Here is a 25,307-nt window from a genome sequence, read left to right on the forward strand (position 1 = left end):
GATGATGAGTGGATGATGGGTGGTGGTTGAGTTGGGTTTGCGAGCTTCCGGTCAGGGGTCGAACAGTCCGATGCAGGCGGCGATGACGATGCCGATGCCGATCAGCGCCACCAGGACGGCGAAACATCGCTCCATCCGCGCCACCGTGGCCGGCGTGCATCGTTCGCGTAATACGGCGGCCAGTCCCGCCAAGGCCAGCCACCAGAGCATCGTGCCGGCGAGGATGCCCGCCACCAACGAGACGCCTTGCGCCAGGTCGAGCGGCCCCGCGATGCCGAAGCAGGAGAACGCGAACAGGAATCCGAGGATGGCGGCGGGATTCGTGACGCCCACGGCCAGCGCCGAGGCGAACATGCCCATATCGCGCGTTCGCGTCGAATCGCCCCGCATTCGCCCGGCGGACGAGCCTGCCTCGCCCTCGCGTCGCCTCATCAGCGAAGCGACGCCCATCGCCGCCATCAGCAATCCGCCGACCACGCTGATGGGTGTGCGCCAACGCAGCAGACAATCAGAGACGAACGTCAGTCCAAACGCGCCCACGCCCGCATACAGACAGTCGGCCACGGACGAGCCGCTTCCCGTCAGCAGTCCGGCGAGGAAGCCCCGGCTGAGCGTGCGTTGCACCACCAGCGCTCCCACCGCACCGACCGGCACACCGAACAGCAGGCCGATCATCAGCCCGGTCGGCAGCATGTCGCAGAACTCACGCATCGCCGACCAACTCCCGCTGCAAACTGACGTGCCGTATCGATCCGGAAACCAGATAAGCGAACGCGACGGCCAATACGACGGCCAGCAGTCCCGGCAACGGCACACGCCACCATGCCGGATGCGAGGCGAAGTCGCTCACTCCGTAGAGGAGCAGCAGCATGCCGACCAGCGGATCGGTGGCGAAGGCCGCCGCCACGGTGCCGACCACCGCTCCGACGGCCGCCACCACGGCGAAACGGATGGCGAACGAGACGCGTAAGTACCGCGAGGTGAGGCCGATCAGTCGGCAGACGACGAGGTCGTGACGTTCGCGTGCCAGAATCTTCGCTCCGGACAGGGCAACGGCGACGAACACCACCAGAGCGGTGACCGCCACCATCGCGGTAACCAACATGCGCATCGCCGCGACAATGCCGTACAGGCCCGGCCATGCGTTCTCGTGGATGTAGGCGTTGCCGCCGAAGTCGTCCTCCAAGGCGAGCAGCGCCTCCTGTTTGGCGCTTTCGCTCGCGAGGAAGAAATGATGGCACCACATCTGCGGATTGTCGCGGCCGATGCGCGCGTAGCCTTCGGCGTTTAATCCCACGTTCAATCCCATATCGTTGGCGCATTGGTAGATGCCGACGACTGTGTATCGCGCGCTGCCCTGATCCGAACTGAGGGTCACGACGTCGCCGAGCCCCACGCCGAGGTCACGGCTGACGAATTCGGTGACCACCACTTGGTCGGCGGTCTGGCTGGTCACGCCTTGAAGGATGTGGAAGCGTTCCGGCTCGGTGATCACATTGGCGGTCATGTCGGTGCCGTTCAGCGCCACGCCGGGCATGGCGAGCGCGTATTCGTCGACCACGTCCGTATGCGCTTCGATGATGTCGCGCGCTTGGCCCACGGTGCAGTCGCCGATGCATTGCACGCCGATATGCATGTCGGCCGGATTGAACGCGTCCATCAGGCCGCGGCCGTCCGTGCCCAGCCATGCGTCCACACGCACCACCATCGACGAGAGCAGCACGATCAGTGCCACCACCAGACAGGCGCCCGCATACCAGCGACGGCCGTCATGCAGTTGTCTCACGGCCATGGACCAGCCAAGCGAGCGCGCCCGCAACGGCGGACGTCGCCGAACCGATTCGCCGCGGCCAGAAGCCGGACCATCCGTAGCGTCGCCGCGACCCATATCCAGCATCGTCGCGCCTTGGATGGCGTGCAAAGGCGTGACGCACGCCAACCGTCTGATTTTGACGAGGATGAACACGGTGAAAACCGCGACGATCGCCACGGCGCAACCCAGATACCGCAGCGTCGGGAAGTCGGCCGGCACCAGCAGACCGGTGGAGTCGGCCGTCGAACGTGCCGCGAGGCGAATGGTCCATAGCGACGCTCCCGCGCCGATGGCCAATCCCAACACGACGCCGAGCAGGTGCTGGACAAGCAGCATAACGCGTAGCATGCCGGTGGTGCAGCCCAGCGCCTTGTAGACGCCGAGCACATGGGTGTCCTGTTCGATGTCGGCGTTGATGGAGGCGCCGAGCACCACGCCGGCGACCGCGACCAGCACTACGACGAAGGCGAGCAGCATGCCGATATAGGCGTTGAGCGCGGTGAGAGTGAAGCCGGCGATCGCGTCCACGGTATGCGCGGATTCGACGACCTGCCGCAGACCTTCCACTTCGTTGATGCGGGTGTTCAGTTCCGTGGCGTCCACTCCGCTTTCGGGATTGGCGCTGATGTGGAGCATCGCGCCGAGGCGGCCCAGCGCGTCGATGCCGGCGTTCTCGATGCGTTCGGCGATCCGCTGCGCGTCGTCGGCGGTGATGAGGAAACCTTTCATGCCGATCATCGAGGATCCCATGAACGGATCCTCGACATATCCGGCCACGGTGAATTCCTCCGGATCGCCGCCGCGCACCACTTGGAAGGCGATGGTGTCGCCGACCTGCACGTCGAACATCGAACGCATGGCGGGCGAGACCATCGTCTCCCCCGCGTTCAGGCTCGCGGGAGCGTCCGCATATCCATCGGCCTGATCGTTCAGAAGCCGGTAGTCGTAGTGTTCGCGGTCGTAGACGATCAGTTGGCCCTCGCTGTCGGAATGCTCGCCGTTGACCTCGTAATCGGCGTATACCAACGTCTGCGTGCCCACATGGTCCACCTCGTCGAGTGCCTCCAACGCGTCCGCCATCGGTTCGGCGCTTCCGCCGGGCAGATTCGATGCCCATACGGTGATGTCGCCATATCCGAGCCGCTGCAATTCCTCACGTTCGTAGGTGTTGGCGTTGGCTTGCAGGGCCAGGATGGTGGCGAGCGCGGCGGATGCGACGATCATCAACGCCAGCACTCCCGCCAGCGAGCCCTTATGCCGCAGGATCGTGGATTTGAGCGTTATGGCCAACGCGCGCGGTGCGTATGGTGTCATGGCCGTCACCATCCCATTTCCGCAAGCCATGCGGCCAGTGAGGTCTCACGGCCTTTGGATTCGTCGGGCCGGTAGGTGCCGAGTAGTGCCTCGCCGAGCAGTTCGCCGTCGCGCAGGTAGAGCACGCGGTTGGCGCGGACGGCGGCGCGCACGTCATGGGTGACCATCAGTACGCTTTGCCCGCCCTGGTTCAGTTCGCTGAGCAGATCGAGCACGTCGTCGCTGTTGCGTCGGTTGAGCGCGCCGGTCGGTTCGTCCGCGAACAGTATGCCGGGATGGTTGATGACGGCCCGTGCGATGGCCGCGCGTTGCGCCTCGCCGCCGGAGACCTGCGAGGGTAGGCGGTGCGCGGCGTGGGCGATATGCATGCGGTCCAGCAGCCGTTCGCTCTCCTGACGCACGACACCCGCGTCGCGTCCGCCGCCGACGTATCCGGCCAACGTCACGTTCTCCAGCAGGGTGAGGTTGCCGACGAGGTTCGGCTGTTGGAAGACGAATCCGAATTCCTCGGCGCGCAGGCGGGCCATCGCGCGTTCCCCCAAATCGTCCACACGCGCCCCGCGGTAGCGTACTTCGCCGCCCGTGGGCCGATCCATGCCGCTGAGCACGTACAGGAGGGTGGATTTGCCCGCTCCGGACGCGCCCATGATCACGGTGAAGTCGCCGGCGTGGATGTCGATGTCGACGCCGCGCAACACCGTGTTGGCCGATTCGCCGCGATGGTATTGTTTGCCGAGCGCACGGCCCTGCAGCAGTGCGGCGGGATTCTCATGCGATGGAACTTGCGGCGGAACTGGTGTGGTGGTCATGTGTGGATGCTCCTCGTGTGGTCAGACGGCTTTCTCAACGGCTTCGGCTTCGCATCGGCAGGTGACGACCAAGCGTTTCTTGCCGGTGCGTGGGTCCGGTTCGATGCGGTCCACGAATTCGACGTCGAAGGCGATGTGGTCGAGATGTTTGGCATGCAGGATCCGCCGCATCTGCTCGGTGACCTGCGTGCGGATGACGTTCTCGTCGGAGTCGGGGTGGCGTTCGGCGCACATGGCAAAGGATTCGTCGCCGGTTTTCGCAAACTGGTAGTCCAGCAGACCGTCCACACAGAAGCCCTCGATGGCCAGCGGATGCAGGAATTCCTTGCCTCCGCGCCCATCGTTGAACCACAGCATGTCCTCGTTGCGGCTGAGCAGCACGCGTGCGCGAGTGAAGGGGAACCGGCGGCGCGTGCGGACGGAAGCGGCGGAATCTACGGAACCGGAGGAACCGGCAGTCCGACTCACCCCATCCCCGTCCCCGCTCTCGCCCTCATCGATCAGTCGGAGCCTATCGGAGATGCGGTAGCGGATCAGCGGCTGGGTGAGGTTGGTGAGCGAGGTGAGATACATCTGTCCGTCGTCCACTTCGATCAGATTCATATCGTCGAACAGCAGCATGCCGTCCTCCGGGTCTCCCTCAACACCCAATGCCAGGGATTCGCTGGCTCCGTAGAAGTTGACCACCGAGCAGCCGAACGCGTCGACGATCTGCGCGCGCAGGCCGGGGTCCAACGGCTCGCCGCAGGAGACGATCCGCTCGGGATGGATGAGGATATGCCCTTCTCCGGCCAGCCGAAGCAGGATTTTGATGGCGGAGGGGTATCCGATGATCACGGTGGGTTTGAACTCGTTGATGTTCGTTATCCATTGGCTCAGCGGCATATTGATGTCGAGCTGCAGCTGGGCGAGACCCAGATCGTCGATGCCGTCGCCCACGGCCAGCACGCCGCCGTATCGGCCGTCGGTGGCGGCGATGAAGGCGACCCGCGGGCGCTTGAGCAGAAAGCGAACCACCCACGGCAGGCTCCGATCCCACAAAGCGCCGCGGGTGATGGCCGCCAGCATGCGCTTCCACGCGGCATCGTCGTAGACGAAGTATCCAGGTTTGCCGGTGCTGCCCGAGGAATGCACCACATGATAACGCCCCAGATAGGTGGCGGAGCGGTCGGTGTTGTCGGCGTCGAACTCACGCAGATCGTCCAATCTGAGCACGGGATTGGTGACCAGCGTGTCGAAATGCTCCATCACCTCGCGTTTGTCGGTGGTGGGCAGTCGGTTCAGAGCGATGGTGTTCAGGTCATCGCGGCTGATTCCGGCGGCGACGAAGCGGCTGCGATAGAAGGGCGAGTGGTCCCAGGCGTGGTGAAGCAAGCGCCGCAGCATGCGGTTCTGCAGCAGGCTGATGCGCCGACGCGGGAATGAAGCGCGGACATGGGCGGCGACGAATCCGCCGACCAGTGAGAGATCGGGAATCATGGGGTCCTTTCCATACCGCCTGTCATAGGGCGACGGTGAAGCTGTGCGTGTAGTCCTCGCGATGGTAGTAGCGGGCGGTGCGTTCGGTCAGGTTGTAGACGACGCTCCATTCGGTGGATGAGAATCCGCCGAAATCGTCTTTGCTTACGCTGTCGAGCGCGTCGCGCATGTCGGCGACGCCCATCCGCGGGGTGTTCTCCAGCGTGGAGGTCAGCAGATCGTAGCGTTGGTGGGATTCCTCGGTGCCGATGCCCTGTCTGTCGCCGTCGGCGAGATAGAAGTTCGTCAGAACGGGGGTGTCGACCACCACCATCTCGTCGTCCACGTATTCGACGGCGACGCTGTTGCCGTCGGCGTCGGCGATGGAAAAATGCACCATCATGCCCATGGACGAGTGCATGTCATGGTCGCGCAGCAGCGCCAGGGCCTCGTCCACGTCGGCGGCTTGGTTGAGCAGCAACCGGATCGCCGTGGTGGTGGTCAGGTCGGGTTTGTCGGTGTTCTGGTCGATGATGGCGGAATCCTGGATCATGTTCACCGAGACGGCGAGTCCCTGTTCGTTCACGCCGTCCAATGGCGCGTACAGCGCGGCGATGATGCGCGTTCCGTCGGACATCTGGGAGAGCATGCCGTCCGAGCTTTGGTCAAGGAAATCCATGTTCACGGTGGAGATGGAGGCGTAGGCATCATCGGGATGGGATTCGACGATCATGGCCCGCACGTTCTCCCAGTCGAAGTTGCGGCCGAACAGCCGGTCGCCGTCCGTGCTTGGGGCGGCGATGGTACTGCATCCGAACAGGCTGCCCAACAAAGAGCCGACGACCTCGCCGTCGAGCATGTCGCCTGCCAGATATTCCACCACACCCGTGTCGGATGATGCACCGCCTCGTGCGAGGAATCGGGAGAATCCGTCATTCCCGGAGAAGCTGGCCGCGTCCAATCCGTCTTCCAGATTCGCCACGACGTCGTCGACGGGCGTCACGACCACGCTCGTCTCGTCATGCAGACCGCCGGTCAGGGTTGTGGATTCCCCTTCCACGGACGTGGCGTTCCCTCCGCCAACGCCAATGGACGAACAACCGGCGGACGCCATCAGCGAGATGATGGACGCACCGGCGATCACGGAGCGGATGAACGGGCTGCGATATCGTGTCATAGGGCGCTTTCCTTCGCGACAGAATGATATGAGGCGATGACTCCACAGAGTAAGCGCGCAACAAACCCATAACAAATGTCTATAATCGATAACAAGTCATGCCCACCAAGCATGTGCCGGATATGTTGTCATCTGGTGCTGCGCAACCCCAAGGAATCGTTATGAACCTGCGAGTTCTGCGGTATTTCCTCGCCGTCGTCGAAGAGGAGAGCATCACCGGTGCCGCCGATATCCTGATGATCTCCCAGCCCACGCTTTCCCGCCAGCTCAAGGAGTTGGAGGATGAGCTCGGCAAACAACTGTTCATCCGCGGCAGCCGCACGATCACCCTCACTCCGGAGGGCGAGCTGCTGCGCGATCGCGCGCAGGAGATCATCGAGCTGACGAACCGCACCAGTGCGGAGATCTCCACCATGTCGGACCAGATTGCCGGCGACATCTACATCGGTGCCGGCGAAACCCATGCCATGCGCATACTTGGGCAGGTCGCCAACGATCTGCGCGAGCAGTATCCGCGCATCCGATGCAACCTGTTCAGCGGCAACGCGGTGTCGGTGTCCGAACAGCTCGACAACGGGCTTCTGGATTTCGCCATCGTCTCGATGCCCGCGGACACGTCGAAATACGATTACGTGGAGATTCCCGCCACCGACATCTGGGGATTGCTGATGCGCAAGGACCATCCGCTGGCATCACATGAAGCGATCACTTCGTCCGACCTCGACAGACTGCCCGTGTTCATCTCATCCCAGCCGAAGGTATCCAATGAACTGTCCGGATGGCGTGGAGTCGACGCGGAACGGCTCAACATCGTCGGCACCTACAATCTGCTGTATAACGCCGCGATGATGGTCAGCGAAGGATTCGGCAATGCGTTGTGTTTCGACAGGATCGTCGACACCTCCGCGGACAGTAATCTATGCTTCCGCCCGTTGACGCCCCGACTCAGCGTGAGGCACGCGCTGATCTGGAAGAGCTCGCGCCCTCTTTCCCGTCCGGCCGTAGTGTTCCTCGACACGTTGCGCACCAAACTGGCGACGATGGGCGGTACCTTCAGCTTATAGAACGCGCAGGCGACACCCGTCCGAACATACAACGACGCCCTGCCCGGGAGCGGTTCTCCGATCGGACAGGGCGTGATTCATATCCTCATATCAACAGGGCATCACTCCATGCGGAACCGTCTACTCCGTACGCAACGCGGTGGCGGGATCCTGCTTGGCGGCCTTGCGCGAGGGGATGATGCCGCCGATCAGGGTGAGCACCACGCTCAACACCACCAGCACCACGCCGGCGACCGGACTGAGCGCGGCGTTCACCTCATCCGTCTCCATGAAGTAGTGCAGAATCGAGTTGATGGGGAAATTCAGCAGCACGGTCAACCCCACGCCGAGCAGGCCGGAGCATAGGCCGATGATGCCCGTCTCCGCGTTGAACACCTGCGAGACGTTGTGCTTCGAGGCGCCCATGGCGCGCAGGATGCCGATCTCCTTGGTGCGTTCCAGCACGGAGATGTAGGTGATGATGCCGATCATGATCGACGAGACGACCAGCGACACCGACACGAACGCGATGAGCACGTAGGAGATGACGTTGACGATGGTGGTCACCGAGCTCATCAGCAGTCCCACGTAATCGGTGTAGGTGATCTTGTCGTTCTCGTCGGCCGAGGCGTTGTAGTTTTCGATGGACTGCGAAATGCCGTCCTTGGCCTCGAAGCTATCGGTGTAGATGTTGATGGCGCTGGGAGCGTCGCGGCTGACCACGCCGAACGCGGCGAGGTTGTCGTCGTAGGTGCCGGTGGAGATGTAACGGTCGTAGATCGCCACAAGCACGTCGTCGCCGGCGGTTTCCAGATATTGGTCGAAGCTGTCGGCGATCTGCTGTTCGCTCATCGCGGCCAACTGCGCGGAGTCCATGGACGAGCCCATGATGCTGCGGGCCATGCTCGCCCTGTCGCTCACATCCAGCGAAGCCACGTAGGTGCGCGCGTCCTGGGCTTTGGCGGCGTCGTCGGCCGGAGAGAACTCCAATCCGTTGAGCACGCTGTGGTCGGGGTCGGCCTGCTGTTCGGTGACGATGGCGCTGGCGTCGGTATGGTCGATGAGATCGTCGGTCAGCGCCCGCGTGTAGCCGATGCCGGGGCTGAGCAGCGTGGTCTGCGCGTCCTCGACGGGCTTGACCACGCCGACGATCCTCAGCGATGTGCCGGTGCCGGAATCGACAAGCTGCGTGATCTCGTCCGCGTCGTCGCCGATGTAGCGCCAGTGGCCGGAATCGTCCTTGACATACTGGTCGCATGCGGGAATCAGCGTGATCGTCTGGTCGAGGGCGGTCGAATAGTCGAGCTTGTCGGTGGTGGTGTCGACCTCCTCGTCCGCGTTGAGCTGGTCCATCATCGTCTGATAGTCGCTGGCCGGCAGCAGACCGAGCTCGTAGAGGGTGGTCAGCGGAATCTCGTTGCGCTCGTCGAGCACAAGCACCACCTCGTCCGCGGCCGTGGGCCATGCGCCGTCGACCACCTCGTAGTTGTCGGTGACGACCTGGCTGATCAGAGTCTCCTCGTCCGCGCCGGGCATGATCTCGCTGAACGAGCTGGGAGAGGCGTTCTCATCCGTCTGTCCGGTGAGCATCGACATGGAGCTCGTCGACGACGAGTAGGGGTTGCTGGTGGCCATCTGCGCGGCCATCGATTCGCTTGAGGCGCTCTCCCCCACGGTCACGCCGTCCGCGTTCACCAAAGTGCCGTCGGGATCGTGCGTGTAGGCGGAGAATTTCACGTCATACGAGTATTGGATGCCGTTGTTACCCACGTATTGGTGGATTTCGCTGTCGGGATCGTCGAGGTATTCCTTGAACGCGGTCAGATTGTTCTCGCTGATGGAGGTGGTGAGCGTGGAGGCCCGCTGGATGCTGGAATCGTCCGGATAGATGCCGTCGTCGGCGTGGTCGGTTCCTTCCTCGCCGCCGCCCGCCGTGGCGCTTTGGTTCATCAGACTGCTTAGGTCGATGGACTGTTCCTCGATGGTGATGGGGTACGAGGTCATCGTTTCGCGTTGGATGTCGTCGATGTAGGTGTTCACGCCGTTCGAGACGGACATGATGAGCGCGATGCCGATGATGCCGATGGATCCGGCGAAGGAGGTGAGGAAGGTGCGCGCCTTCTTGGTGCCGAGATTGTTCAGACTCAGCGACAGGGCCGTAGTGAAGCCCATCGCGGCCTTGCCCATGGTGCGGTGCACCGGCTCGCCCGACTGCTGGTCCGTCACCTCGAACGGGTCGGAGTCGCTGCGGATCGACCCGTCGCGCAGTTCCACGATGCGCGTGGCGTACTGCTGCGCGAGTTCGGGATTGTGCGTGACCATGACGACGAGACGGTCCTTGGCCACCTCTTTGAGCAGGTTCATGATCTGCACGGAGGTGTCCGAGTCGAGCGCGCCGGTCGGCTCGTCGGCCAGCACGATGTCCGGGTCGTTGACCAGGGCGCGGGCGATGGCCACGCGCTGCATCTGCCCGCCGGAAAGCTGGTTGGGCTTCTTGTTGATGTGATCGCCGAGGCCGACCTGCTTGAGCGCGTGGCGGGCGCGTTGGCGGCGTTCCGACTTCGAGACGCCGGAGATGGTCAGCGCGAGCTCCACATTCGACAGGATGGTCTGGTGCGGGATGAGGTTGTAGCTTTGGAACACGAAGCCGATCGTGTGGTTGCGGTAGGAGTCCCAGTCGCGGTCCTTGTACTGCTTGGTGGAGATGCCGTTGATCACGAGGTCGCCGTCATCGTAGCGGTCGAGGCCGCCGATGATGTTGAGCAGCGTGGTCTTGCCGGAGCCGGAGGGTCCGAGGATGGCCACGAACTCGTTGTCGCGCAGGTTCAGGCTGACGCCGTCCAAGGCTTTCTGCGTGAAATCGCCGACACGGTATTGTTTGGAAATGGACTTGATCTGCAGCACGAATTCCTCCTTGGGCCTATGGGAGAGGATACCAAATGGGACCACGCTCGCTCTTCGCCGGAGGCGAAGTTCGCACAAAGACATTCGGGCCGTCCATCCGTGCGACTTTTCCTTACAGACACGCACATGTCCGCACAACGCAAGTTCGGCGGGATTTCAACGAAACGACGCCTCGAATGTTTCTTTTGGCCGCATTATAGGGTCGCACGGCGCGTCTCAGGCAAGCCGTCCGTGCGATGTCAACCCTGCATTTTACGCAGTCGGGGCTCGGCGGAGTCCTTGGCGCCGGTGATGCGGTACACGTCGAACACGCCTTCGATCCTGCGCACCGCGGCCAGCAGGGTGTTCAGATGCTGGGGATCGGCCATTTCGAAACTGAACTGGCTGATGGCCACGCGGTCCGACCCCGTGGAGATCGAGCCCGAAATGATGTTCACGCCGTGGTCGGCCAACACGCGGGTCACGTCGCTCAACAGATTGCGGCGGTCCAAAGCCTCGATCTGGATTTTGACCATGAACACGCCCTTGGTGCTGGTCCATTCCACTTCGATCACGCGTTCCGGCTGGCGTTCCCGCAGATCGATCATGTTCTGGCAGTCGGCGCGATGCACGGACACGCCCTGGTTGCGGGTGATGAAGCCGATGATCCGGTCGCCCGGAACCGGCATGCAGCAGCGCGCGAGTTTGACCCACACATCGCCCACGCCTTTGACGGACACGCCCGTGGAACTGGTGGTGGACCGGCGCTCCACCGGCTTCAATGGCAGGGCCTCCTGCTCCACCTCCTCGTTCACCTCGTCGGCGCCCGCGTCCTTGACCAGATGGGAGATCACGTTCTGCGTGGAGATCTGTCCCTCGCCGATGGCGGCGAACACCGCGTCGGCGTTGGCGAAATTGAGATCGTCGGCGATGCCGACCAGCGCTTCGGTGGTCAGCAGCGTGTTGATCGGCAGGTTGCGTTTGCGCATGGCGCGCACCAGATCGTCGCGCCCCTCCTCGATCGCCTCGGATCGGCGTTCCTTGCTGAACCATTGGCGGATCTTGTTGCGGGCCTTCGGGCTTTTCACGAAGCTCAGCCAGTCGCGCGAGGGGCCCGCCGCATCGGATTTGGAGGTGAGTACCTCGACGGTGTCGCCGTTCTCCAGCTTGGTGTCGAGCGGCACCAGACGGCCGTTGACGCGGGCGCCCATGGTGCGATGGCCGACCTCCGTGTGCACGGAGTAGGCGAAGTCGACCGGAGTGGCGTCGGCCGGCAGGGAGACGATCTTGCCCTTCGGTGTGAACACGTAGACTTCGGCCGCGCCGAGATCCTCCTTCAGCGAGCCGAGGAACTCGTTGGAGTCCGGGGTCTCCGACGTCCAATCGGCAAGCTGCTGGATCCATTTGAGGTTGTCGGCCTCGCTCAGCTCCTGCGTTTCGACGTTCTCACGCTGGCGGTCGGCCTTGTCCGGCGAGCTGAGCGCACGGCCCGCCTGGCCGTTCGCCTTGTACTTCCAATGCGCGGCGATGCCGAACTCCGCACGGCGATGCATATCCCATGTGCGGATCTGGATTTCGACCGGTTTGCCGCCCGGGCCCACCACCGTCGTGTGCAGCGACTGGTACATGTTGAGCTTGGGCATGGCGATGTAGTCCTTGAACCGGCCCGGAACCGGATTCCACCGCGCGTGCACGGCGCCCAGCGCCGCATAGCAGTCCTGGATCGTGTCGACAATGATGCGCACGCCGACCAGATCGTAGATGTTCGAGAAATCGTGGCCGCGCACGATCATCTTCTGATAGATCGAGAAATAGTCCTTCGGACGTCCGGTCACGTATCCGCTGATATGCTGCTCGTCGAGATCCTCGTTGATCTCGGCCAGGATCTGCTTGAGATACACGTCCCGCTGGCCGGCGCGACGCGCCACCAGCACCACGATCTCGTTGTAGATCTTCGGGTAGAGGACTTTGAAGCTCAGCTCCTCCAGCTCGGTTTTGATGGCGTTCATGCCGAGCCTGTTGGCCAACGGCGCGTACACGTCGAGCGTTTCACGCGCCTTCTTCTGCGCGCTGGAGGTTTTCACATAACGCCAGGTGCGCGCGTTGTGCACACGGTCGGCGAGTTTGACGACGAGCACGCGCACGTCGCGGCTCATCGCCACCACCATTTTGCGGATGGTCTCCGCCTGGGCGGAATCGCCGTACTCCATCTTGCTCAGCTTGGTGACGCCGTCGACCAGGCCGGTGATGGTGTCGCCGAATTCGGCGCGGCATTCCTCCAACGTGTAGTCGGTGTCCTCAACCGTGTCATGCAGCAGGCCCGCCGCCACGACGATCGGCCCCATGCCCAGGTCCGCGAGGATTTGCGAGACGGCCAACGGATGGATGATGTACGGTTCGCCGGATTTGCGGCGTTGGAGTGAATGCTGGACGACAGCGCGTCGGTACGCGCGTTCGAGCACCGACATGTCCTCATCGGGATGGTGCGCCTGGCATACCTTCAGAATCGGTTCCAGCGGGTTGAGCGGATCGGCGCTGATCTCGCAACCCAACATGCGGGCGGCATACTGCTCTCCGTTCTCCTCGGCCATACCAGTCACCTCCCTCGTATGTTTTGAAACCATAGTACGCGCATTCGCGTCCCGTACCACGCCGCCGCGCGATGTCAGCCCGCCGCCACGCCCGTCGAGCCGAAGCCGCGTTCGGCGCGGTCCGATCCGGGCAGCGTCTGAGCCTCGACGAACCGGGCCTCGACATAGCGCTGGATCACCAGCTGCGCGATGCGGTCTCCGGGCTGGAACACCGCGGTGCGCTCGGGGTCGAGATTGATCAGCGGCACCTTGATCTCCCCCCGGTAGCCCGCGTCCACGGTGCCGGGCGCGTTGAGCACGGTCACGCCCTGCTTGACGGCCAGACCGCTGCGCGGATGGACGAGCGCCACATAGCCCGCGGGCAGGGCGATCGCCACGCCGGTGGGCACCAGCGCGCGCTCGAAGGGCTTGAGTTCGACCCGGACCGTGGTGATGAGGTCGGCGCCGGCATCGCCCGCGTGGGCGTAACGCAACCGCGCGGGATGTTCCGGATCAAGCGATTTGACGAGGACCTCGGTGTTTTCCGGCTCGTTGTAGGCCACATCGAAGGTCATCAGGCGGCGCACTCCTCGCACACCGGCTGACCGTCGGCGTCCATGGTCGCCAACTGGCTGCGATGCTTGACCAGGAAGCACTGCGAGCAGATGAACTCGTCGCCCTGCATCGGAATCACGGTCACCGAGGAATCCTCGTTGCTCAGGTCCGCGCCCGGCAGCTCGTAATCCTCGGCGAGGGCGTTCTCGTCGTCGTCGATGTCGCTCGACGTGCTCTGGGCGCTTTTGCCCAAAGCCTGCAGCGACTCCTCATCCTCGTCCTTGTTGCGGGGAGAATCATAATCCTGTGCCATTATGGTTCCTTTCATCGGTTCCGACGCGGCTGAGCGCCGAAACAAAACACGCCTTTACTCGCCCATAGGATACACGATTTGAAATACTCGTAAAGTTCGACACGTGGGGCATACTTGAAGAAGTAATGTCTCCATAGCACGGAAAGTGGTGCGCATATGCCCCAGGATCGGCTTGAAGAAGCCCGCTTCGATCACGTTGGAGAAACGGGCGAGCTCGTGTTCTCCTCCGGCGGACGACTGTTCGCCGTCACAGTGGACGATGCCCTGGAACGCGCCATTCTCGAGGCCAAACAGCTCGCCAGCGAGCATCGGCAGAGCCAACGGATGCCCCGGCAGCAGACCGCGCTGCCCATCTCGCAGATCCAGTCGCTGATCCGCGCGGGCGCCGATCCGACGCGCGTGGCCGAACGCTATGAGCTGAGCGCGGCGTTGGTCCGTCGTTTCTCCGCGGCCGTGGAAACCGAAAAACAGTACGCCATCGAACAGTTCCTCAGCGTTCCCGCTCCCAAGGAAAGCAAGGTGCGCACCCTTTCCGAATTGGTGGAGCGCACGCTGGCCTCGGTGAACATCGGCATGGAATCGGTGGCGTGGAAGGCCACCCGCCGAGGTCTCGAACCTTGGCACATCATCGCGCAGTTCTCCACCGCCGGGCGCACCGCGAAAGCCGAGTGGACGTGGGATATGCACGACAATTCCGTCGTCAGCCTGAACAACACGGCGCGAAAACTGCTGGGCGAGCAGAATTCGAACGCCTCCGCCGACGTCTCGTCCGACACGCGCGCCCCGGCGCTGCCGGGCAACTCCGTACGTTCGGCGCGCATCGAACGGGCCGTCTCCGCATGGAACACGCCCGAACCGACGCTGCCTGCGGCCCGACCCGAAACACGGCGGCCGGCCCCATCGAATATCGAGCTCCATCTGGCTGCGGCCATGCCGAATCCGACGGACGGAACGGAGACGAACGAACAGCCCCAACAGTATCCGGGAGGTCTGTCTCAGCCGGATATCATGCAGACTTTGGCGGAGATCTCCGACGAAGACGACGCGCGCGGGTCCGCACGCATATCCCCCTCGTCCGCCGCAACGGAGAATCCCGACGCCGCGGACGCCTCCGACGCGCCATCGACCACTCCCGCTTCCGAAACGCAGGAACAGACCTCCGCCGCCGGCAAAGCCGCCAAACGCAAGTCCGGGCGTTCCGCCGTGCCCAGCTGGGACGAGATCCTGTTCGGCGACTAAGTCGGACCGGCTATGGTCATCCTTCCGCCGGCGTAAAGCGAAGGTGCCCGCGGGTCGAGCGATTCCAAGGGCCGGATCGATTCCATCCGCGTAAACGAGAAAAGAGCCCGCTCACACCACGTCGACCAGACAGGGGATGTCCATCTCCAAACGCGTCTGCGAGCCGTGAACGCTGGGCAGTCGCGTGGCCTTCTCCGCCTGCGAGCGCGAATCGACGATGGTGACCGCGCCCGTGGCCTGCACGAGCACGTCGCCGATCATCGGCAGCACGCGCGCGTCCACAGCTCCGAACACCCCCTGTTCGATAGCCTGCGTTTTGGTGCGCACCAGAGCCCTGTCGCCGAGGAATTCCGTCCATCGCGCGGCCAATTCGTCGGCGGAGGTGTTCCGATCCGCGTACAGCATCACCGAACGGGGCTCTCCCCCGACGAGTTCCACGCCTTGGGACAGACGCGGCTCTTCGGCTATGTCGATGCGTTCGGCGGGGTCGGCGCCGACCATGCCGTGGTCGGCGGTGATCAGGATCAGCGTGCCTGCGGGCGCGCTGCGCCGCAGCAGCCCCAGTTGCGCGTCGATGCGTTCGAAGGCGGCGATCCACTGGTCGGAGTTCCAGCCGTAGTTGTGTCCGACCTTGTCGGCGTCGCGGATGTACAGGTAGCTCAGGCCGGGGGCCGAGGCGGACTTGCAGGCGGCGAGCACGCGGTCGCGCGGCGTCACGCTGCCGATGTAGTCGGAGCCGCGCAGCGCGGCCTGGGTGAGCGGTGAGTTGGCGAATTTGGGCAGGCCCGAGCTGGTGACGCGCACGCCGCGTTCACGCAGCCGTTCGAATACGGTGGGTTGGCGCTGCAGGTCGGCGGGTTCCAACGCCTCTTTGAATTGGATGAGCTGGCTGAGCTGGCCGGTGAGGGGGTTCTTCTGCGTGTAGCCGGTCATGCCGGTCAGTCCGGGGCAGGTGCCGGTGCCGAAGGTGGCCATCGCGGCGACCGTGGTGCTGGGCGCGCATGTGGAGATGGGACGCTGGTTGGCGGCGTCGTTCATCAGCGAACGCAATGTGGGCGCGTGGCCCAGTCTCATGGCGATGTTCCAGTAGCCCAGTCCGTCCACCAGCACGACGATGGCGGATTTCACGTCGGGCAGGCCCAGCGCGGCCTGCAAATGGCGCGGATCTGAGTGCACAGCGGTGGCGATCGGGTGTCCGATGGCGGAGGACACGGCGGGCAGCAGCGACGACAGGTGCAGCGCGCCGCCGCGGAACTCCCCTTGGGACGCACCTCGCGGCGCATGCGACGACTCGCTATGGTGACCGCCATGGGAATTCTCATGCGAATCGCCCGGCGACGCATCCCCATATTGCGCGGTGGGCACCAAACGCAATAGTTCTTCCATTTCCGGCACTTCGACGCTCATAATCCCACATTCAAGCACAACGACCTCCCTCCGAGGGAACCGTTACGGGCGATCGCCGGGTTCGATGCGCGCGGCTGCGTGCACTTCGAACCGGCCGCCGCGCCATTGCGCCGTTTGCACGGATCCTGGCGCTGCGAAGCATAGTGGATGGTCTCGCCGTCGACCATTGCGCCATTTGCGCGGGTCCTAGACTTGGAGTCGCGCACATTCCCACCCATCGGACGCACCAGACTCGACATCGGTCTTTACGCGGGGTGTTTCGGACACCCCCGTTGTCGCCGATTCGCGGCTTTGGGGCATGTTGACGGTATTATGGGGCGGTTGTTCGAACTGAGGGAGCGCATATGGCATCACGCAAACCGGCCCAGCCGGCCTATGACCCGCGTACGGTCAAGGAGCATATCGTCGAAACGCCGTTGAACGAGGAGATGAGCAAATCATTCCTCGAATACGCGTATTCGGTGATCTACGCGCGTGCCCTGCCCGACGCCCGCGACGGCATGAAGCCGGTGCAGCGACGCATCGTCTACCAGATGGGCCAGATGAACCTCACTCCGGACCGTCCGTACATGAAGTCCGCCCGTGTGGTCGGCGAGGTGATGGGTAAGCTCCATCCACACGGCGATTCCGCGATCTACGAGGCCATGGTGCGTCTGGCGCAGCCCTTCGCCATGCGTCTGCCGCTGGTCGACGGCCACGGCAATTTCGGCTCGCTCGACGACGGCCCCGCGGCCTCCCGCTACACCGAGGCGCGACTGGGACCGGCCGCGTTGGGCATGAACGCCGATATCGACGAGGACACCGTCGATTTCACACCGAACTACGACAACAAGCTCAAGGAGCCGACCGTGCTGCCGGCGGCGATTCCGAATCTGCTGGTCAACGGCGGTTCGGGCATCGCGGTGGGCATGGCCACGAATCTCGCCACGCATAATCTCGGCGAGGTGGTGTCGGCAGCGAAGCATCTGATGGCGAATCCCGACGCCTCTTTGGAGGAGCTGATGCGGCGCGTGCCTGGGCCGGATTGGCCGGGCGGCGGCATCATCATCGGCCGTGACGGCATCCGCGAGGCGTATGCGACGGGCCGTGGCACGCTGACTACGCGCGCCGCCACGCATGTCGAGAACGTGACCGCCCGCAAGAAGGCGATCGTCGTGACCGAACTGCCCTATATGGTGGGGCCGGAGAAGGTTCTGGAACGCATCTCCGACGGTGTGAAGAACCGCAAACTGGAGGGCATCTCCGGCGCGATCGACTTGACGGACCGCCATAACGGCACGCGCATCGTCATCGAAATCAAAACCGGCTTCGACCCGCACGCGGTGCTGGTGCAGCTGTTCAAGCACACGCCGCTGCAGGACAACTTCGCCATCAACAATGTGGCGCTGGTCGAGGGCCGCCCGCACACCATGGGGCTGAAGGAGATGCTGCAGGTGTGGATCGACCACCGTCGCGTGGTGATCCGCAGGCGCAGCGAATACCGCCGCAGGAAGGCGTTGGAACGCCTGCACTTGGTCGACGGCCTGCTGCTCGCCATGGTGGACATCGACGAGGTCATCCAGGTGATCCGCTCCTCCGACGACGCGGACGCCGCCAAAACACGACTGATGGCCGTGTTCGACCTCGACGAGATCCAGGCCCAGTACATTCTCGACCTGCGTCTGCGCCGTCTGACCCGTATGAGCCGCATCGAGCTCGAGGCCGAGCGTGACGAGTTGAAGCGTCGCATCGAGGAGCTCGACCGCATCCTCTCCTCCGAGGCGGAGCTGGACGCCGTGGTGGTGCGTGAGATGGACGAGGCGGCCGCCAAATACGGTTCGCCGCGCCGCACGGTGCTGCTGGACGCGGGCGAGGACGGCGCCCTGACCCCCGTGGCCGTCGAAGGCGATTCCAGCGTGTCCGCATCCGCGATGGAGGCCGTGCGTTCGGCGCGGACCGTGTCGTCTGCGGCCGCCGATGTGGAGGCCGCCGCGCAGGCCGCGAAGAAGAGCGGCGAGGACGCGCTGCTCGCGGGCGCGTTGAAGATCGAGGACGAGCCGTGCGTGGTGATGATGAGCGCCTCCGGTCTGATCGCGCGCACCACGCCCAGCGCGATGGACGTGTTCGAAACGCGTTCCGCCTCCGACAAGCGTGTGGCCGACGACCAGATCGTCTCCATCTTCCCGACCTCAACCCGCGCCTCCTACGGTCTGGTGACCTCAGCGGGACGTCTGGTACTGGCCCATGTGGCCGACCTGCCAGCGTTGCCCGCGTCGGCCACGTTGGCGTTGACCGGCGGCGTGAAGGCGGACGAGCTCATCGGCATGACCGAAAGCACCGATCCGGTACCGGGCGAGAAGGTGATCACCGCCATCGCGATGGAGCCGGCGAAATCCGCCTCCGATGAGAGTGAAGGCGCCGAAACCTCCGAAACCGCTTCCGGCGAGCCGGCCGCGTTGCCGCCGCTGGCGATCGGCACGCGGGGCGGCGTGGTCAAGCGGTGGAACCGCGAGTCGCCCACCACGATGGATTCGTGGCCGATCATCGATCTGAAGGATGGCGATGTGGCGCTGTTCGCCGCCCCCGCCGAGGATGAGGACCGTCTGGTGTTCATCGCCACGGACTCCTCGCTGCTGACCTTCGAGGCAAGCAATGTGCGTCCGCAAGGCCGCACGGCCGGCGGCATGGCCGGCATCCGTCTGGCCGAGGGCGAGCAGGTGGCCGCGTTCAACGTGGTGCCCGCGGGCAAGATCGCCTGGGTGTACGAGGAGGGTGAGAACGGCCTGTCCTCAGCGTCCGGCGCGGTGGTGCTGACCGTGGCCGGCGATTCCGAGGCTTTGCCCGGCACCGAGAACGGCGCCGCGAAGGTCACGCCGTTGGAGATGTACCCGACCAAGGGCCGTGGCACCGGCGGCGTGCGTTCGCAACGCTTTCTGAAGGGGCAGAACACGCTGATCCTCGCATGGGTGGGCGCCTACCCGCTGCATGCGTCGAGCGAGGGCAACTCCCCCGTCGAACTGCCCAAGCCGGATATGCGCCGCGACGGTTCGGGAACCGACCTCGCCACCCCCATCGCCTTCATCGGCTGACGCGGCCGCTCACGCCGTATCGCATCAGCGATACAGCTTCATGCCTTGCGGCGTGAGCGTGAACCCCACCAGTCGGAGCATCCGCGTATAAGGGTTGCCTCCGGCGAACGATTCGCCGTTCGCATCGGAGAACGTGATGCTGCCGATGGGACTGTCGCGCCGCAAGGCGTACGTGAGTTCGCTTAAGGCACGCCGCAGAAGATTGTCGTGTTCGCGGTTTTCGACATTCTCGCCGTGTTCGCGGTTTTCACGGTTCTCGACAGTCTCGCCGTCCTCATGCTTTTCGCGGTTCTCAAGGTTCTCGCCGCCCTCACCGCCCTGCCCGGTCGATTCTCCGAATATGGTGAGGTGTTTGGATTTGACCGCGGCATAGGCGACCGGTCGACCAGCTGCGATGACGACCACGCCGCCGGCGCGACGGATCGGTTTGGTCGCGCCCGCGGGCACGTCAGGCCAGGCCACCGCAGATCCGGCGAGATTCGCGGGATCGAGCACACTCAACGCCACTGCCGATTCGACATGGCCTTCCGTCGATTGGCGCAGCACGTCGACCACCTCTTTGGAGGCGAATTGGGCCGCGCCGAACCCTTTGACGAACATGCCGCGCACCAGCGTGCTGTGCTCCTCCATACGCCTCAGCACCGGGTAGAGCGCGGAGAAGCCTCCCGGCAGGTTCTCCTTGTCCACAAGCGGCTGAGCGACCACCCCGTAGCGGTCCAGCAGGGCCTCGACACGCGCGATCGCCACCTGTTCAGGTCGTGATGAGGGCCGTCTCCTATCGGAGCTACCCGTCGACGGCCCAGTCTCACTGGCATTGAGACCATCGGCACCGGGATTCCCACTTGCGGCGAAGCTCCGCACCGCCTCAGGCGACATGCCGGTGGCACGGATCACCGCCCCATCCGACCGATCATCCACCTCGGAACCATCAGCGCCGTCCACGGCCATCCATAGGCCCGTCATATTGAGAGGAACGGCCGGCGTCATACGAGTATGTCTGCGGGAGGCCCTTGAAGGGGCTCGTGCCGCTCGTGTGCCGGCATCCAACGCCCGCACCGGCGCGAATGAGCTGTTAGTCACCCTTCCTTGCCAGACCAGCGACCAGAGCGCCTCTTCGAATTGACTGTCCGACCATGCCTTGCCGACGAGCTCACCGGTGTCGGAATCCACTTCGGGAGATATCTCCTCCCAACGCTTGCGCGACAGGTCCGCCAGCTGCTCGGCGCGATACGCGCCCGACGACGACAGCACGTCTTCGATCGCGTCGGGCAGAGTCCCCACGCCGGCGGCGGCGCGTCTGTCGCGGTGACCGAACCGTTCCGGCAATGGCGAATCCGCAGGATGGAACGACACCAACCCGGGTTCTTTGGCTCGTTCCTTGGGCTTGACACCGGATTGGGATCCGATCCAGACCACATCGCCGGAAGTGATGAGCTCGTCGAGCAGCGCGGGCCTATAATCGCGCACGCGGGCCGGGAACACGCTGCGTTCCCATACGGACGCCGGCAGCGCCACGCCTTCCAACTGTTCGATAACGCGCATCAATCCGTCAATGCCCTCGTACCGTTCGCCTCCGACCGGACCGACGCCCTGCCGGTCAAGCAGGAAGGTTTGGAAGGTCGAGACGTCCACTGGTTTGACGGATTCGCGCGCCTTTTTGAGCGAGCGCGAACGGATGCGACGGAACACCTCCTTGTGCAGCCATTGGTCGGGTTGCGAATCCGCTGCATGTGATGCCGAGACATGCGAATCCTTGGCATATGGTTCCGTGGCGTGTGATTGCGAGGTCTTCGTTTCCACCAAGCCGCCCGTTCCCCCGGCATCCGCGTGGGCCCTCCCGGACGCCACACACAGACCGCCACCGCCACGCCAATCGGCACCTGTTCCCCCGGCGTCCGCGTGAGTCTTCCCCGACTCTCCTGGCATGGATTGGGCCGTGAAGCGGCCGTGCAGCAGTTCGCCGCGCATGGTGAGCTCGTCGAGCGTGCGGACGACGGTCGAGGCGTCCAAATCCAGCTCGCGCATCACCTGATCGGCGGTGAAGGGCCCATGGGTTTTGGCGAAGCGTGCGATGCGGCCGGCCACGTCGGAGGGTTCAAGGTCGTTCCAGAACGTGCGTGAGGCGAGTTCCGCTTCGACTTGCGTGATGACCTGCCCGTCGAGCACGCTGGTCATATCGGCGCTTCCCAGCAAACGTTCCAGCACTTCGGGGTCGATCGACAGCAACTGCGCGCTGCGTTCGGCCTGCGGCACGTCATACTGGTACATCACTTGGCCGACGTAGCCGAACAGCAGGTTCTCCGCGAACGGCGAGGGACGCTGCGTCTCCGCCTCCCCCAGCGCGATGGTTCCGGCGTTGAGTCCGGTCATGAGCTCGCGTAGGGCGGCCATATCGTAGACGTCCTGCAGACATTCGCGCGCGGTTTCCAGCAGCAATGGGAAGTTGCGTCGGGTGCGCGCGGCATTGAGCAGCTGCGCGGCACACAGACGCTGCTGCCACAGCGGCACGCGTTTGCCTGGATCGGTGCGCGGCAGGAACAGCGAACGCGCCGCGCATTCGCGGAACCGCGCGGCGAACAGCACCGATTCCCCAACCTGCGTCTCCACATCGCGCGTCAGTTCGTCCGCGTCGAACAGGAACAGGTCGTGCAGCCATGAGGATGACAAGCCATCGGATAACGGCCGGTCTTGGCCGGCATAAGAGACGTCGGCGGCTGCGGTGTCCGCAGACGTCTCACCGTAAGACAGGGATTCGCCGACCGCCACGCCATCCGGCAATCGGAGAATGATGCCGTCATCCGCGGCATAGGTCTGGCCGTCGAATCCGTAGCGCTGTTTGATGCGGTGGCTTACGGCCATGGCCCAAGGCTCGTGGACGCGCCGCCCGTACGGCGAATGGAGGATGACCTGCCAGCCGCCTTCCTCGCTTGGGCAGCGTTCGATGACGAGATGCCGGTCGTTGGGCACCACGCCGGTACAGGCTCGCTGTTCGGCGAGCAGCGCGGCAAGATTGTCGATGGAGTTGCGGTCGAGGCCGTCGGCGATAAGGCGTTGTTCGGTGGATTCGGAGAATCGCGGGGAGAGATCCTTCGACTCCGCTGCGCTTCGCTCAGGATGACAGGAAGAGGTTGTGCTCTGTTCAGGATGACAAGAAGAAGCTGTGCTCTGTTCGGAAGGACGTTGATGATGTTTATTCGTCATGCTGAGCGGAGTGCAGCGGAGTCGAAGCATCTCCTCAGGAGGACGGGAAGAAGCTGGGTCGCGGTCTGGAGACCCAAGGATGAGGGCGGCGCTGGTTTCGCGAAGGAATCGGCCTTTGGTTCGTCCGAAGGCCGCGTCGCGCCCGTTGCCGTCGCCATGCCAGAACGGCAGTCTCGCGGTGCGTCCGGGCGCGGGCAACACCGTCACGCGATCGCGGGTGATCTCCTGAATCTGCCATGTGGAGGTGCCCAACGTGATCACATCGCCGACGCGCGATTCGTAGACCATCTCCTCATCAAGTTCGCCCACGCGGCGCGGCCCTTTGCCCGCGTCGGCTTCGGGCAGCACCACGGTATACAGTCCACGGTCGGGAATCGTGCCGCCCGAGGTGACGGCCAGCCGCTGGGCTCCGGGGCGGGCGGAAATCAAGCCGGAATCCTCGTTGAACATCAGCGGCGGACGGAACGCGGAGAAATCCTCGCTGTTGTAGGCGCCGGTCATCATGCCCATCACCGAGTCGAAGACGCCGCGTTCGAGATCGGCGAAGGGTGCGGCACGCCGGACGATCTCGAACCAATGGTCGGCGTCGAGGTCGTCCATCGACGCGGTGGCCACCGTGTGCTGGGCGAGGATGTCGAGCGGGTTGCGGGGCACGTGGGTCGGTTCGATATCTCCGGCCCGCATGGCTTCGATGCTGGCGGCCGAGCCGATGATCTGTTCGCGGGTCAACGGGTAGAACAGGGCGTGCGAGACGCCGCCCACGCGATGGTCGGCGCGGCCGACGCGTTGCAGTCCGCTGGAGACGCTTAACGGCGGCGCGATCTGGATGACCAGATCGACCGAGCCCATGTCGATGCCGAGTTCCAGACTGCTGGTCGCCACCACGCAGCGCAGACGACCGTTTTTGAGATCGTCCTCGATGCGTTTGCGACGGTCCTTGGACACGGACCCATGGTGCGCCATGGCGATCACGTCGACTGCCTCGTGGGAATGGACCAGCTGTGTGGTGCCGCCGACCACGGCATCATAGTGTTGCGCAAACGACGAGCGGCCTTCCGGCGAGCCGGTGTCGGGATTCCTCGACTGCGCTGCGCTCCGCTCGGAATGACGAGAGGAAACGCCATCTTTGTCGGAATAACGAGACGGGGCGATGGTGTCCACGTAGAGGTCGTTGAGGCGGGTGGTGAGTTTTTCGGCGAGGCCGCGCGAGTTGACGAACACCAGTGTGGTTTTGTGTGCGAGGATCTCCTCGAGCACGCTGCGTTCGACAACGGGCCATATCGAGCCGGCCTGGCCGTCCGCGGGCGACCCCATGCCGCCCATGCCGTCGCCCGCCGCTCCGACGATGGCCTGATAGCCGATGCCATCGCCGTCCGCTTTGGACAATCCTTTGCGCGAAGCATGGCCTTGTCGTTCCGCCAGCCGACGCATAGCCGGCGTGACCCCGGAAATCTCGGGTTCATGTCGACGCTGCGCGTCGACGCCGCCGGCGCGATGCTTCACATTCGCCGATTGCAGGTCGCGCATATCGGCAAGGGGCTCGACGATTCTCAAATCCATATCAGGCGCGCAACCGGAGTCGACTATCTCCACCGGCTGCGATCCCGCAAGAAACCGCGCCACCTCCTCGGGCGGTTTCACTGTGGCGGACAGGCCGATGCGCTGCACGCGCCGAATCCTCTGCGGCTCCGTTTCATCAGCGCGATCGCTTTGACCGGATTCCGCGCCGCAACCGCGTTGAGACTGGTTCACCAGCTCGTCCAAACGTTCGAGACTGAGCGCCAGATGCGCGCCGCGCTTGGTGCCCGCCACGGCGTGCACCTCGTCCACGATCACCGTGTCGACCGTCGCCAGCACGTCACGCGCCTTTGACGTGAGTATGAGATACAGCGATTCGGGCGTGGTGACGAGGATGTCCGGCGGATGCGAGGCGATGCGGCGTCGTTCGGCCGGCGTGGTGTCGCCGCTGCGTGTGGCGACGGTGACGGATGGAGCCGACAATCCCATTGCCCCGGCGGTCTCGACGATGCCCGACAACGGCCGTTCGAGGTTCTTCGCCACGTCCACAGCCAACGCCTTCAACGGGGACACGTACAGCACCCGCACACCGCGGCGCGGTTCCCGATGGCTCCGCCGCGACATCGTGGTCGACGACCGATTCGTCGGTTTCGTCCGCGACCCGTCATTCGGATCGTCGGCCCCGGCGTCGATGGCATCGTCCGCATGTGCCGGCCCTGCAATCAGCCTGTCGATGGCGGAGAGGAAGGCGGCCAGAGTTTTGCCCGATCCGGTGGGCGCGATGACCAACACATTGGCACCCGAGCGGATGACCGGCCATGCCCGCCGCTGCGCCTCGGTGGGCTCGCCGAACGCATGGACGAACCATGCCCGGGTGGGCTCGGCGAACGCATCCATGCAATCGTACATATGTTCGATTGTAGAGCGTGCCCGTCATCT

The 25,307-nt window shown here is 64.1% G+C and carries 14 protein-coding genes and 1 pseudogene; 3 read left to right on the forward strand and 12 right to left on the reverse strand.

The features are described 5' to 3' along the window. Positions 1-51 precede the first annotated feature (51 nt). From BL8807_RS11275 to BL8807_RS11295, 5 genes are read right to left on the reverse strand one after another with little or no spacing between them, the layout of a single operon-like run. The gene (locus BL8807_RS11275; protein ID WP_072725454.1) at positions 52-711 is read right to left on the reverse strand and encodes a LysE family translocator; all 660 of its coding nucleotides are present in this window, start codon (positions 709-711) and stop codon (positions 52-54) included. Continuing rightward, entirely contained in the window at positions 704-3,127 is a 2,424-nt protein-coding gene (locus BL8807_RS11280) for an FtsX-like permease family protein (protein WP_072725610.1), read from the reverse strand. Before BL8807_RS11280 ends, BL8807_RS11275 begins: the two co-directional genes overlap by 8 nt. A gap of 5 nt (positions 3,128-3,132) precedes the next feature. Continuing rightward, complete coding sequence (locus BL8807_RS11285) at positions 3,133-3,936, reverse strand: ABC transporter ATP-binding protein (RefSeq protein WP_072725455.1); 804 nt, start codon at positions 3,934-3,936, stop codon at positions 3,133-3,135. Positions 3,937-3,957: 21 nt separating this feature from the next. Then, complete coding sequence (locus tag BL8807_RS11290; protein ID WP_143147980.1) at positions 3,958-5,415, reverse strand: phenylacetate--CoA ligase family protein; 1,458 nt, start codon at positions 5,413-5,415, stop codon at positions 3,958-3,960. 22 nt (positions 5,416-5,437) lie between these two features. Continuing rightward, positions 5,438-6,571: a C45 family autoproteolytic acyltransferase/hydrolase gene (locus BL8807_RS11295; RefSeq protein ID WP_072725456.1), complete on the reverse strand. Its 1,134-nt coding sequence runs from the start codon at positions 6,569-6,571 to the stop codon at positions 5,438-5,440. A gap of 161 nt (positions 6,572-6,732) precedes the next feature. Between BL8807_RS11295 and BL8807_RS11300 the strand changes: the two genes are divergently transcribed. Beyond that, complete coding sequence (locus BL8807_RS11300) at positions 6,733-7,635, forward strand: LysR family transcriptional regulator (protein ID WP_072725458.1); 903 nt, start codon at positions 6,733-6,735, stop codon at positions 7,633-7,635. Positions 7,636-7,755: 120 nt separating this feature from the next. On the opposite strand, the gene BL8807_RS11305 is transcribed toward BL8807_RS11300, so the two are convergent. The 4 genes from BL8807_RS11305 to BL8807_RS11320 form a co-directional block, all read right to left on the reverse strand. Beyond that, positions 7,756-10,518, reverse strand: coding sequence for an ABC transporter ATP-binding protein/permease (locus tag BL8807_RS11305; RefSeq protein WP_072725460.1), 2,763 nt, complete (start codon positions 10,516-10,518; stop codon positions 7,756-7,758). Positions 10,519-10,757: 239 nt separating this feature from the next. Beyond that, on the reverse strand, positions 10,758-13,088 hold the full coding sequence (locus BL8807_RS11310) for a RelA/SpoT family protein (RefSeq protein WP_072725462.1): 2,331 nt from the start codon (positions 13,086-13,088) through the stop codon (positions 10,758-10,760). A 74-nt stretch (positions 13,089-13,162) separates the two neighbouring features. Continuing rightward, positions 13,163-13,642: a dUTP diphosphatase gene (gene dut, locus BL8807_RS11315; RefSeq protein WP_072725463.1), complete on the reverse strand. Its 480-nt coding sequence runs from the start codon at positions 13,640-13,642 to the stop codon at positions 13,163-13,165. Further along, the gene (locus BL8807_RS11320) at positions 13,642-13,935 is read right to left on the reverse strand and encodes a DUF4193 domain-containing protein (RefSeq protein ID WP_072725465.1); all 294 of its coding nucleotides are present in this window, start codon (positions 13,933-13,935) and stop codon (positions 13,642-13,644) included. Before BL8807_RS11320 ends, dut begins: the two co-directional genes overlap by 1 nt. Before the next feature lie 156 nt (positions 13,936-14,091). Between BL8807_RS11320 and sepH the strand changes: the two genes are divergently transcribed. After that, positions 14,092-15,174 (forward strand): septation protein SepH, encoded by a 1,083-nt coding sequence (sepH, locus tag BL8807_RS11325; RefSeq protein ID WP_072725467.1) that lies wholly within the window; start codon positions 14,092-14,094, stop codon positions 15,172-15,174. 111 nt (positions 15,175-15,285) lie between these two features. Here sepH and BL8807_RS11330 read toward each other — a convergent pair whose 3' ends face one another. Beyond that, on the reverse strand, positions 15,286-16,581 hold the full coding sequence (locus tag BL8807_RS11330; RefSeq protein WP_072725469.1) for an alkaline phosphatase family protein: 1,296 nt from the start codon (positions 16,579-16,581) through the stop codon (positions 15,286-15,288). Between the two features lie 344 nt (positions 16,582-16,925). Between BL8807_RS11330 and BL8807_RS11335 the strand changes: the two genes are divergently transcribed. Further along, entirely contained in the window at positions 16,926-19,649 is a 2,724-nt protein-coding gene (locus tag BL8807_RS11335; protein ID WP_072725470.1) for a DNA gyrase/topoisomerase IV subunit A, read from the forward strand. Between the two features lie 24 nt (positions 19,650-19,673). On the opposite strand, the gene BL8807_RS12225 is transcribed toward BL8807_RS11335, so the two are convergent. Next, positions 19,674-22,880: an Lhr family ATP-dependent helicase gene (locus tag BL8807_RS12225; protein ID WP_083570204.1), complete on the reverse strand. Its 3,207-nt coding sequence runs from the start codon at positions 22,878-22,880 to the stop codon at positions 19,674-19,676. Beyond that, positions 22,866-25,277: pseudogene (locus tag BL8807_RS12230) on the reverse strand (DEAD/DEAH box helicase); the annotation flags it as partial. The pseudogene BL8807_RS12230 and the gene BL8807_RS12225, both read right to left, overlap by 15 nt. Between the last annotated feature and the right edge of the window lie 30 nt (positions 25,278-25,307).

This window comes from Bifidobacterium lemurum (genome assembly GCF_014898175.1).
GTDB lineage: Bacteria > Actinomycetota > Actinomycetes > Actinomycetales > Bifidobacteriaceae > Bifidobacterium > Bifidobacterium lemurum.